Raw genomic sequence first — 11,032 nt, forward strand, 5'->3', positions numbered from 1 at the left:
TGCGCCCCGCGGTGTCGCGGCGCTTGGCACGGAGCCCGCTCTGCTCGCTCCGGGCTCGACCGCGGCGCTGCGCTCCGGCGACGCACCGCGGGCCTTCGCGAGGCCTTCGAGATGCGAAGAGCGAGACAAGCATGAGATTCGTGGAGCTCGTGATGCCGCAGCGCCGCCACAAAATATTGAATTTTCATGATGTTACCTCATGGGCGGCCGATGAGCGCGGCGGGCTCTGGGTCCTCCGAGGCGGGCTGTGCGGGCTGGTGGTCGCCGGCGGGGGCTCGGCGAGCGTGAGCTGTGTTCACAGCGCGCCTGCGCGGGGCGCGCGCTTTCGCGCCGAACGCCCGACCGGCTGTGTCGGCCGCGGGGGGTGGTGAACGGGGCGAGGTGGCACGAGGACCAGAGGACCAGGTGGTGAGGAGGGGGGCTCCATGACGACGTGCGATCGAGAGCTTTGCCGATTGGAGGATGTGCTTGGCGCCAGCATGGCCGAGTCGCGGGCGACGCTGGCCGCGTTCGGCGTCCAGGTCGCACCGCTGCGGAGGCGCACCGCGCGCACCTACCTGGGGCGGGTGATGGTGCACCCGTACAACCTGCTCGTCGTGGGGAGCGTGCTCCTCCTGAGCTTCATCGGCTGGAGCCCGCTCCTCTTGCTGTTCGGCCTCGGGGCGGAGCTCGTGATCCTGTGCATCATCCCCTGGCGCGGCTACTTCCGGCGCAGCATCGACGCGCAGCTCGACGAGGCCGATCGGGCGGCGTGGTCGCGGGCGCGCGAGTCGCTGATCCGGCAGATGGACATCCGGCACCAGCAGGAGCTCGCGCGGCTCGACCGGCTGATCGATCGCACCCGCGAGAACATCCGTCGCCGCGGCGGCTCCGTCCCGCTGTTGCTCGACGACGGCTTCGGCCTGAGCCGCCTGCTCATGAGCTACATCCGCCTGGCGATCGCGCACAAGGCCGGCCAGGAGTCGCTCGCGATGACGAACCACAGCGAGCTCATGGAGACGATCCGGTCGCTCGAGACGCTCCGGAGCACGTCGGCGGGGCGCGCGCGCGGGCTGTCCGAGCGGCGGCTCTCGATCGCCTACCGGCGGGCCGAGTGCTGGAGCCGGACCCGCGAGGGGCTCGATGTGGTGTCGCAGAAGCTCGCGACGATCCTGGAGCTCATCCAGCTGATGCACGAGCAATCGATGACGCCCGTGGACTCGCCGGCGACCTGCGCGGAGATCGACCGGTTCATGCGCGAGCTCGACGGCTTCGACAGCGGCGAGAGCACGCAGCGCGAGCTCGAGGAGCTCGACATGGACATGGACAGGGCGTTCGAGCTGGAGGAGCTCGAGGCCGAGCACACCCAGCACAGCCGCCCCGCGATGCGCCTGGTCGCGCGCTGACGGCGGGCGGGCTGGCCGGTGTGATCACCCGGCGATTCGGGGCGGGTGTCCGGCCGCTGCGCGCGGGCAGCCGCCCGCTGCGCGCGGGCAGCCGCGGTTGACGGCACAGCGCGGCCGGCTAACGTCGGCGCGTGATGCTGAAGCTCAGGCGACTGCGGATCGAGAAGTTCCGGGGCGTGGCACCGGGCACGGAGCTCCGGTTCTCGGACGGCCTCAACGTGCTGCTCGGCCAGAACGGGACCGGAAAGACGACGCTGCTCGAGCTGATCTCGATGGTGGTGAGGTCGGATTTCAGCGGCCTCGCCAGGGAGGAGTTCGCCGTCGAGTACGAGCTCGCGGTTCCGGGAGAAGCGACGGTGCTCGTTGCGATCGGCAACAAGGAGCAGACGAGCTTTGTAGAGACAACGCCTCGCACCCAGATTGACCTATCGGAGCACTGGCGCCCTGCTGCGGACGTCACGATCGAGGATTCGTCCTCTGGAACTCGCCGCCGCATCCGGTACGACGTCGAGCATGGACTCAGGATCGGAGATAACCGGCCGATCGGAGGGGGTCGGGAGTTCTCATGCCTCAACGCAGGATTCCTTTGGAGCTACATGCTGGAGACTCCTGAGTTCATGGGATCCATCTTCGACAGGGTCTTCGCTGGGAGCTCCGCGCGGCGATTCGACGAGTCACTGGAGCTGTTCACGTGGCTGGCTGGGTCGAGTGACGCTCACGAGAGGGTCGTCGTTCGTCGAGAAAAGGAGCTGATAGCTGGAGCTGGCTCCGTTCTCCTGCCGGAGCCCCTCCTCCGACAGCTGGCGCCGATGTACGAGCGGTCAAGGTCTGACTACACCTTCAAGCACGCTGATCTGGACTTCCTTGCCACCATCAAGGGAATCATGGGATTCGACGCCGCCGAGCTGAAGGTGGACGTGACCGAACGGCACCCGTGGGGCGAAGATTCCGAGTACGTGACGCTCGGGGGTCTCGTGTTCCGGTTCTGGTGGGAGGGCGGCGAGTTCATCACCCACACGCGCCTGAGCTACGGGCAGAAGCGCCTGCTCACCTTCTTCTATTACCTCGCCTGCAACGACGACATCGTCATCGCCGACGAGCTCGTGAACGGCCTGCATCACCACTGGATCACGGCGTGCGTCGACGCCATCGGAGAGCGTCAGGCGTTCTTGACGAGCCAGAACCCGCTCCTGCTCGACTACATCCCCATCACCTCGCCCGAGCAGGTCCGTCATAGCTTCGTCCTGTGTCGCGGCGAGCGTAGCGGCGGCAGACCGGCCTGGAGCTGGGCGAACATGCGCGCAGAGGATGCCGCGGAGTTCTTCGCCGCGTACGAGGTCGGCGTCGAGCACGTGAGCGAGATCCTGCAGTCGCGAGGGCTGTGGTGACCTCGGAGGGAGCCCGCCTCTCGATCGTGATCCTCACGGAGGACAGCGGCAGGGACGGTCGCGCGACCGTCGAGGCGCTCGTCGGCCGGATGCTCGAGGTCGTCGTTCCCGGCTACGGGCGCCATCGCGTCGACTTCCTCCCGAGCGAGCCGATGGAGGAGGAGGCGATGCGCGGCAACGTCTGGAAGACCGACGGCAAGAACCCGCGCGAGCACGAGCGACGCGTCCGGCTGCTGAAGTACATCGCGCGCAAGCTCCTGTCGCCCGGCACGTTCGTGATCTTCCATATCGATGGGGATCGGCCGTGGGCCGAGCGGGACACCAGCGAGAACATCGCGAAATTCGACCGGAAGGTCCTCATGCAACTGCCGCAGGTCGTCGACCGCGGTCGCGCCAATGCGCCTCGGACCAGGCTACGAACCAAGGGCGACGCCGAGCCGCCTGCTCCCGTACTGCAGATCGAGCATCTCCTTCTCGTCTGCCCGTTCCGGAGCATCGAGGCGTGGCTCTACCAGAACGTTCGACGCGCGAGCGAGATCTGCCGCCGTGAGCACGGGGGCCGCCACGTCGGAGACATCGAGGCATGGGAGGGAAAACGTGCGGAGCTCGATGAGCTGCCCGCGCCCGACCAGGCGCTGTGCCTGAAGAAGGCACACAACATGGAGCTCGCATCCCGTGGATTTCCCGCGCAGCTCGCCTATGACGTGAGGAAATCGTTCGCCGAGAGCGTGGATCGCATGGGTCGGTGCGGCGCGCTGCGCGCTGCGCTCGAGCGCACGCGCGGCTGGGAATGACGCGGCCGCTGCACCTGAGGCGCCTCCGACGGCGACGATGACCTCGGGCGCGTCGCCGCGTCGCCGACGCGCCCCGGGGAGCCACCACCGCGTCGCCGACGCGCTCCGGGGAGCCACCGCCGCGTCGCCGACGCGCCCCGGGGAGCCACCGCCCCCCATGGACGCAATGCTGCCCCGCGCTCCCACGCCCGCTCGGCCGTGATATCCCTGCCATCATGAGAAAAGCCGCGTTTCTCGCCCGCCGGCTCACGCCGGCCGGGTGCATCATCGCAGGTACAAAGCTCGCCGCTCATCGAGAGGCGCTCAGATCCAGGAAGACCAAGCTCGCCCCCAAGGTCGACGCAGCGGTCCAGTCCGTCATCGCGCGCACCGAGGCCGTCGAGGCGCTCGGGAGCACCGACGCCACCATGACGGAGATCGACCGCGGCGCCGACCGGTGCATCTCCGCCTTCGGCGCCCAGCTCGACGGCATCGAGCGCGCCTTCGACCACGACGACATCCTGCCGGTGGGCCATGAACAGGCCGCGCGCCGGGCCGACGCCGCGCTTGTGCGCTCGGAGGTGCTGTCGTCGGGGACGGGCTTCGTCAAGCTCGTGTACTCCCAGCAGTGGGTGCGCATGAACGCGATGGTCAAGGCGCTCGACGGCAAGGGCGTGAAGGCGGCCGTGGAGCGCCTCGGGCTGGGGGCCGAGGTCGATCGCCTCCGCCGCTGGACCGCGCTCTACGGCCAGAAGCTCGGCGTCACCGAGGCGAAGGGCGCGGATCCGGCGATCAAGGCGGTGGAAGCGTGGCACGAGGCCTACGGCACCCTCATGGTGCAGGTGCACGCGGAGTACGACGACGACACGGACGAGACGCACGCGCTCCTCCGCGACCGCCTCCTCTCGCCCTACGAGGACGCGGCGGAAGAAGAGCGGCGCGCCGAACGGGCCCGCGCCGCCAGCGCCAGGAAGAAGAACGAACCCGAGCCGATCGTCTAGAGCTCCTCTCCCGCACGGTCGCCCCCCGATCGCTCCCGGCTCCACGCCACCCTCCCCCACTCGCCGTGCGCATTCACGTGTCCCGTGCCTCGCGCACGATCGCCCTATCGTCCTCCCTCCTGGCGCCGCACGCCGACCCGGGTGATGCGCGCTTTGGGGCGTACCTGGCCAGCCCCGGGCAGGCTATTGCTCCCGCTGGTTCGTGTGCGCATCGAGGTCGGAGAGCAGCGCGCTCACGCCGCGCAGCACGTCGTCCGTACCCTCGACGTCGAGCCCCGCGAAGCATCGCCCCTGGTAGCTGGGCTCCGAGAGGAACCGCTCGGCCGCCTTGCGAAGGTCGTGGAGCGGCGCGGACTTGTAAGCGCTCTCTGCGGCGGCCCAGGCCGCCTCCGGGATCGGCCCGTGCGAGACGCGCAGCACGGCGAGATCCACGAGATCGCGCGAGAGCTCGTCTCGATCGGCCCAGCGGTCGGAGTTCGCGAGGAGCTTCTCGGCGAACGCATCGGTGACGGACAGGAGAGGCACGGGCGTCCATGCGGCCTGCGCGGCGGGGCCGAGCGCGATGCGCGCCTCGCGGATCATCTCCACGCGGATCGACGTGCCCCCCACGACGACCGGGAAGCGCAGGCCGTACTGATCCGTGCGAATTTCCCGAGGAAAGCCGAAGGTGGCCCGCGCGGACGCGGGGAAGAGCGCGTCGTACCCGCGCTCTCGCACCGCGAGGCGAAGCTCCGCGTACCCGCTCGGGTCGGAGCACACGAAGTCGAGATCGCGCGACAGACGGTACTCGCCGTGCGCCAGCGCGAGGCACGTCCCACCGCCGAAGCGGAAGGATGTCCGCGCGAGCGCGTTCGCATCGAGGGCGTCGAGCACGCGCGCCATGGTGCGGTAGAGCTCACGCCGGAACATCGAGCACGCTCCCGAAGCGGTGAATGAGCGCCCGCACGAACGCGGCCTCCTCGCCGGAAAGATCGGCCGTCACGCCGCGATTCCGCCACCCGCGCTCGTAGCGCTGGAGCATCTCGATGGCGGACAGCTCACGCCAGCGGGCGTCGAACCAGGACAGGCTCTCCAGGAAGGGGAGATCCTCCGGTACGACGAGGTCGGCAGCCGCGCCGCCTTCGGGGTTCATGGCGCTCATCGCCCGGGGAGTATACCGCTCCCTCGATCCCCTCCCCCACGCTCGCGACGACGGTGGACTGCAGGGACGAGCGCGCGGTCGTGGCCGCCTCCCCGCCCGTGAGAGCATGCCAGGGCCATGGGTAAGGTCACTGCCCTCCACCTGAACACCGTCACGGGGAAATCCGGACACCAGATGACCGGCATGGCCGTCAGCGTGTGCCTGACCCCGGCCGCGCCCAGCCCATTGCCCATCCCCTACCCGACCATGGGCACCGTCGCCGAGGGGATCATCGACCCGTGCATGCGCACGAAGATCGAGGGCGCGAAGATCCTCACGGTCGGCGGCTGCATGAAGGCGTGCCACGGCAACGAGCCAGGCACGCTCAAGGAGGTCGTCAGCCTCAACACCGGCGGGCCCTGCTTCCCCTGGCTCGGCGCGCCCAACGTCCTCCTCGAGCTCGGCATGGCCGGCATCACCGGCAGCATGGGCCAGATGAACAAGAGCATCACCGTCGGCGCCGGCGCCAGCGCAAGCAACGCGAGCGGCGGCGGCGGCGGCGGCGGCGACGGAGCCGGGGGCCCGGGCGGGGGCGGGCCGCAGGGCGGAGGCAACGGCGGCGCCGGCGGTGGCGGCAGCAACGACGGCGCGGGACCGCCCAGCCCTCCGGCGCCGCCCGGCGCTGATGGACAAGGCAAGGCTGGCCACCCGGTCGACGTGAGCGCAGCACCGCCGGCTCGGGGTCGCGTACGAGATCGATGCGCGGGGAGACCTGGTCAAGGTCGTGGACTCAGGCGGCGTTGCCGTCGAGTACCGCTATGCGGTGGCACGCCCACGGTGGGCCAGGTCAGCACGCCCAGCTCGCAGCACGCGGGCTCGTGGAGCGATCCCACGGCGCCGACCGGGCGCGGGTCGCACGGCGGCGGCTTCCCCGGCGCACCGCCGCACCAGGACTGATCACCGGGACGCTGGCGCCTTCGCGAGGACCTCGGCGTTCTCGACCCACGCTGCGAAGACGGGCAGCTTGCTGCGCCGGGCGAGCACGAGGACCAGGAACGGCATGGCGCAGCTGAAGCGCCGCGGGGGTGACATCAGGCCGAAGGAGCGCGGCGGCGAGAGCGCCTTTGCGCCCCCGTCGTCGAGGCGAAAGCGGATGACCTGCTCGAGAGGGCCCAGGCGAGCGCGCCCGAGGGACGGACTCTCGAACACGCGGTCGGCGAGCTCGCTTGTGCGGGCGGCGCACGCGATGTCGATCACCGGCATGAACAGGCCCTCGTCGGCGGAGAAGCGCGCGCGGGTGCGCGTCGTCTTCTTGAAGAAGGGAGAGCGCGCGGCTGATCGTGCGCGCTAGCGTCGATCCGGCGGGCAATGTGGCCACGAGGATCCTGACCTCGGGCTCGGCCGCGCGGAGCTCGACGACGAACTGGTTGTATGCAGCGTCGATCTCGTCGTCCGAGAGGCCCACGAGCTCGGCGTCCGTGTAGCGGGGGAAATGCACGAGTGCCTGGGTTGCCCGCGCCTGCCAGACGGATTCGGGCTCGCCCGGGCTCGACCACACGCCGAAGCAGGGGACCTGAACGCCGTGGTGCGATCGAGGGAATGGAGCGCGGGCCAGCGGAGGATCGAAGCGCGGGTGCATCGCGAAGCCGCTCCACAGGGGGTGGTAGACGGCGAAGGCGGTGGGCGGCATGGCGACAAGGGAGTTTAACCGCGGACGCCTGCCGCGCGCCGAGCAACGCCGGCCCAGGCCCCGCCGGCTGCGCGAAGCTCCGCGCCCTGCGCCCGCCCTCACCGCTCACGATCTCCACAAATCCTGCCCAACGCGCGCGACCGACCAGGGCACCTCGGCGGCGCGCCGCACGGCGAACGCCTTCCCGTGGCTCGCTCCTCCAGCGGGAAGTCCGGCGAGGAGATCAGGTTCAGGCCTGGAACGATGGGGGACGACAGCGACGGCACGAGCACGGTCGCACGGCGGATCGTGGGCATGAGATCACCTGGCATCGCACGTCGAGATGTTCCCGCTCAGGCGCGGGTAGTATACCGCTCCCCAGCTCCCCTCCCCCCCCCCGCCCGCGACGACCGTGGACCGAGACATGCCGCTGCCCGACTTCCTCCCTGCGCTGCTCCGTCCGGAGCTCGCCGAGCTCCACGCCTACACCCCGGTCGCAGGTCACTTCCCCGTGCGCCTCGACGCCAACGAGAGCCCGCCGCTGCTCTCGGCCGAGGCGCGGGCCGCCCTCGCGCGCGCCGCGGCCCCCGAGGACTGGGGCCGCTACCCCGACGCGCGCCTGATCGAGCTCCGCGAGGCCATCGCCGCCCGCTGCGGCGCCGAGCCCGACGAGGTCCTCGCCGGCGTCGGCTCCGACGAGGTGATCTCTATCGTCCTCACCGCGCTCAGCCGCCCGCGGCCCGACGCGCACGCGGCGAGCATCGTCACGGTGAGCCCCACCTTCGTCATGTACAAGCTGAGCGCGCGCGCGCGGGGCATGCGCGCCGTCGAGGTCCCGCTCGACGCCGGCTGGGATCTCGACGTGGCGGGCCTCGTGCGCGCCGTCGAGTTCGCGCGCCCGAACGTCGTCTTCATCGCCTCGCCGAACAACCCGACGGGCGCGCTCATGTCGGAGGACCGGCTCGAGGCGGTCATCGCCGCGGCGAAGGACGCCCTCGTGATCCTCGACGAGGCGTACATCGACTTCGCCCCGCGCGACCAGCTCGCCCTCTGGCGCAAGCACCCGAACGTCGCCGTGCTGAGGACGCTCTCGAAGATCGGCCTCGCGTCGCTGCGGGTCGGCTGGCTCCTCGGCGACCGGGCGCTCGTGGCCGAGCTCGACAAGGTCCGCCAGCCCTACAACATGCCCGTCCCGTCGCAGCGCGCCGCCACCTACGCCCTGCGGGAGCTCGGCGGCGAGCTCCACCGCGCCGCCGCGACCGTGACCGACGAGCGGGAGCGCCTCGCGCGCGGCCTGGCCGAGCTCGGCCTCTCGGTCGCGCCGAGCCACGCGAACTTCCTCTGGGTCGGCACGCGCCGCCCCGCCGGGGAGGTGTTCGAGGCGCTCGCGGCGCGCGGCGTCCTCGTGCGCAGCTTCCACGCGGCGGGCGGGCGCCTCGCGCACCGGCTGCGGATCACCGTCGGCCTCCGCGAGGAGAACGATCGCCTCCTCGCCGAGATCGCCGCGTGCGCGTAGCCCTGCCGCGCTCCGCCGCGCGGCTCGCGGCGCTCGCGGCGCTCTCGTTCGGCGCCGGCTGCGCCGCGCCCCGGGTCGCGCGCTCGGTGGACGGCCAGATCATCGAGGGCCGCCAGATCGGGCCGCACGCCTACACGCTGTACGCCATCGGCGCCGAGTCCGAGGCGCGCGGCGATCTCGCGATGGCCCTGCAGGCCTACGAGCTGGCGGAGGACAGCGATCCCGAGAGCGCGGACATCTGGACCCGGGTCGGGTCGGTGCGCTGCCGCCTCGACCGCCCGGAGGCGGCGGACGACGCGTTCGAGCGCGCCCGCGCGATCGATCCCGACTACGAGCCGGCCCACCGCGAGCAGGCGCGCTGCGATCTCGCGGCGGGGCGGCTTCTGGCGGCGCTCGGGCGCGTCGAGCGGGCGATCCTGCTCGATCCGGATCGCGACGACGGCATCCTGCTCCGGGCCGAGATCCTGCGGCGGCTCGGCCGGACCGAGGACGCGCGCCTGTCGTTGCGGGCGCTCCTCGTGCGTCGCCCCTGGTCGGCGGACGCGTGGCGCGAGCTGCGCGCGGTGGCCCTGGGGGCCGGCGATCGCGCGGCGGCCGAGGAGGCCGCGCGGCGCCTGCGCGAGCTCGCGTCGCGGAGGGCTGCCGCTTCCGGGCGGCCGCTGCCTCCCCGGGGGCCGCTGGCCGAGCTCGACGAGGCGCTGGTCCTGGGGCAGCTGCGCCGCGCCCGCCGGCTGGCGCGCGACGCGGATCTGCCGCCCGCCGAGATCGCCGTGCGCGCGGCCGCCCTGGGCCGCGTCGCCGAGGCCCGCGAGCAGGCCGAGCTCGTCTCGGCGGCCGACCCGGCGAGCGCCTCGGCGCTCGTCGCGCTCGCGGCGGCGGCCGATCTGGGCGGCGATCTCGAGGCGCTGACCCGCGCCTGCGACGCGCTCAATGCGCCCGCGGGCGGCGGCGCCGCGGTGCCCCCCTCGCGGCTCGCCCGGCTCCTCTTTGCCGAGCTGCTCTTGCGTCGCGTCGGCCGCGACGCCGCGCTCGCCTGGCTCGGCCCGCCTCCGCCCCCCGCGCCCGGCGCCCGCGATCCGCTGTCGCATGCGATCGAGCAGCGCGTTCACCGCGAGCTCGCAGGGGGCGCGCCGGCCGCGCCCTGAGCTCACTGCGACGGCTTCGCGCTCTTCTTCTCGTTGTGCTTCTTGAGATCGAAGTTGAGCTCGAAATCGAGCGTGTTTTCGCCCTCCTTGATCTCGATCTCCTTCTTCACGTCCTGCGCGATGGCTGGCAGGAGGGCGGCGGTGAGCACCTTGCCGACCGGGATGTTCTTGATCTCGAACTTGCCGTCGAGGCCGGTCACATCGTGGGTCGCGAACTTGAGCACGAAGACCTCGGCCTTGAGGAACGGCTTCGGCATCTTGTCCACGAGCTGGTAGTAGCCCGGCTGCGGGGGGTGGAACGGCACGGCTTCGCCTTGCGGCATGGCGACGAGGACGGCCATGAAGGGGACGCCCTCGAGGTTGGGCATGTAGGGTTCCAGCGGGTCGAGGTTCGCGACCTCGAGCCGCTGTCCGAAGGTCATGGCCACGGTCCGGGTCGAGAACGCGCAGCCGTGGATGGTCACCTTCTCTGCCTCTTCGCGCTCGGGCACGTGGCCGCTGTAGTTGACGACGGTGACGAGCGCGTCGGCGACGGCGTTCTGCTGCCCCACCCGGAAAAGCCTCCCGTAGGTGGCCGCTGCCTCACCGCACTTGCCGATCGGGAAGCTGAGCCCGGTGTCCGGCGGCGGGTCTCCCTTGATGGTGACCCGTCCTCGCAGCGTCCCCGTGGGCCCGCTGTACGGCGCTCGCCCCCGCGGGTTCATCACCTTCAGCACGGCTTCCGAGGTCAACGAGATCGTGGACAGCGCAGCCGGCGCCGCCTGCGCGCTCCCCGCTGCGCCGGCGCTCGCCGCGCTCCCTGCCGGCGCCGCGCTCGCTGCCGGCGCCGCGCTCCCCGCGGGCGAGCCTCCGCCCGTGTTCCCCCCCTGACACCCGAGCGCCCCGAGCAGCGCCACGCTTGCCGCCCGCATCCGCCAGTTCCTCGCCGTCTTCTGCATCTTCTCACCGTTCCGCATCGGCGCCGACTTTAGCAACTCGCGCGCCCCGCGCAGCATCGCGGATTCGCTCCAGAAGGACGCGACCGCCGCTGGCGCC

The 11,032-nt window shown here is 71.4% G+C and carries 11 protein-coding genes; 7 read left to right on the top strand and 4 right to left on the bottom strand.

The window, feature by feature from the left end; translation table 11 throughout:
* Positions 1 to 464 precede the first annotated feature (464 nt).
* The 4 genes from WMF17_RS22040 to WMF17_RS22055 all read left to right on the top strand — a co-directional run bounded on the left by WMF17_RS22040 (position 465) and on the right by WMF17_RS22055 (position 4,547).
* Positions 465 to 1,385, top strand: a complete 921-nt coding sequence (locus WMF17_RS22040; RefSeq protein WP_437604286.1) for a hypothetical protein — start codon at positions 465 to 467, stop codon at positions 1,383 to 1,385.
* 134 nt (positions 1,386 to 1,519) lie between these two features.
* A complete protein-coding gene (locus tag WMF17_RS22045) occupies positions 1,520 to 2,773 on the top strand; it encodes an AAA family ATPase (protein ID WP_437651366.1) in 1,254 nt (417 codons plus the stop codon).
* The gene (locus WMF17_RS22050) at positions 2,770 to 3,567 is read left to right on the top strand and encodes a hypothetical protein (protein ID WP_437651113.1); all 798 of its coding nucleotides are present in this window, start codon (positions 2,770 to 2,772) and stop codon (positions 3,565 to 3,567) included. The genes WMF17_RS22045 and WMF17_RS22050 overlap by 4 nt, the downstream gene beginning before the upstream one ends.
* A gap of 215 nt (positions 3,568 to 3,782) precedes the next feature.
* Positions 3,783 to 4,547 (top strand): phosphoenolpyruvate--protein phosphotransferase, encoded by a 765-nt coding sequence (locus WMF17_RS22055; protein WP_437651115.1) that lies wholly within the window; start codon positions 3,783 to 3,785, stop codon positions 4,545 to 4,547.
* A gap of 183 nt (positions 4,548 to 4,730) precedes the next feature.
* On the opposite strand, the gene WMF17_RS22060 is transcribed toward WMF17_RS22055, so the two are convergent.
* Together WMF17_RS22060 and WMF17_RS22065 are read right to left on the bottom strand one after the other, a co-directional pair.
* Positions 4,731 to 5,456 (bottom strand): nucleotidyl transferase AbiEii/AbiGii toxin family protein, encoded by a 726-nt coding sequence (locus WMF17_RS22060; RefSeq protein WP_437604056.1) that lies wholly within the window; start codon positions 5,454 to 5,456, stop codon positions 4,731 to 4,733.
* Entirely contained in the window at positions 5,443 to 5,688 is a 246-nt protein-coding gene (locus tag WMF17_RS22065) for a hypothetical protein (protein WP_437494337.1), read from the bottom strand. The genes WMF17_RS22060 and WMF17_RS22065 overlap by 14 nt, the downstream gene beginning before the upstream one ends.
* A 117-nt stretch (positions 5,689 to 5,805) precedes the next feature.
* Here WMF17_RS22065 and WMF17_RS22070 point away from each other — a divergent pair, with 117 nt between their 5' ends.
* Positions 5,806 to 6,624, top strand: a complete 819-nt coding sequence (locus tag WMF17_RS22070; protein WP_437651117.1) for a DUF4150 domain-containing protein — start codon at positions 5,806 to 5,808, stop codon at positions 6,622 to 6,624.
* Here the strand turns inward: WMF17_RS22070 and WMF17_RS22075 are convergent, their stop codons facing one another.
* Positions 6,625 to 6,930 (bottom strand): hypothetical protein, encoded by a 306-nt coding sequence (locus WMF17_RS22075; RefSeq protein ID WP_437604058.1) that lies wholly within the window; start codon positions 6,928 to 6,930, stop codon positions 6,625 to 6,627.
* Positions 6,931 to 7,760: 830 nt separating this feature from the next.
* Between WMF17_RS22075 and hisC the strand changes: the two genes are divergently transcribed.
* Positions 7,761 to 8,852: a histidinol-phosphate transaminase gene (gene hisC, locus WMF17_RS22080; RefSeq protein ID WP_437604059.1), complete on the top strand. Its 1,092-nt coding sequence runs from the start codon at positions 7,761 to 7,763 to the stop codon at positions 8,850 to 8,852.
* Complete coding sequence (locus WMF17_RS22085; protein ID WP_437651119.1) at positions 8,843 to 9,997, top strand: tetratricopeptide repeat protein; 1,155 nt, start codon at positions 8,843 to 8,845, stop codon at positions 9,995 to 9,997. The genes hisC and WMF17_RS22085 overlap by 10 nt, the downstream gene beginning before the upstream one ends.
* A 2-nt stretch (positions 9,998 to 9,999) precedes the next feature.
* Here the strand turns inward: WMF17_RS22085 and WMF17_RS22090 are convergent, their stop codons facing one another.
* Entirely contained in the window at positions 10,000 to 10,953 is a 954-nt protein-coding gene (locus WMF17_RS22090; protein WP_437651120.1) for a hypothetical protein, read from the bottom strand.
* Positions 10,954 to 11,032 lie beyond the last annotated feature (79 nt).

It is taken from the genome of Sorangium sp. So ce362 (assembly GCF_051519845.1).
Taxonomy (GTDB): Bacteria; Myxococcota_A; Polyangia; order Polyangiales; family Polyangiaceae; genus Sorangium.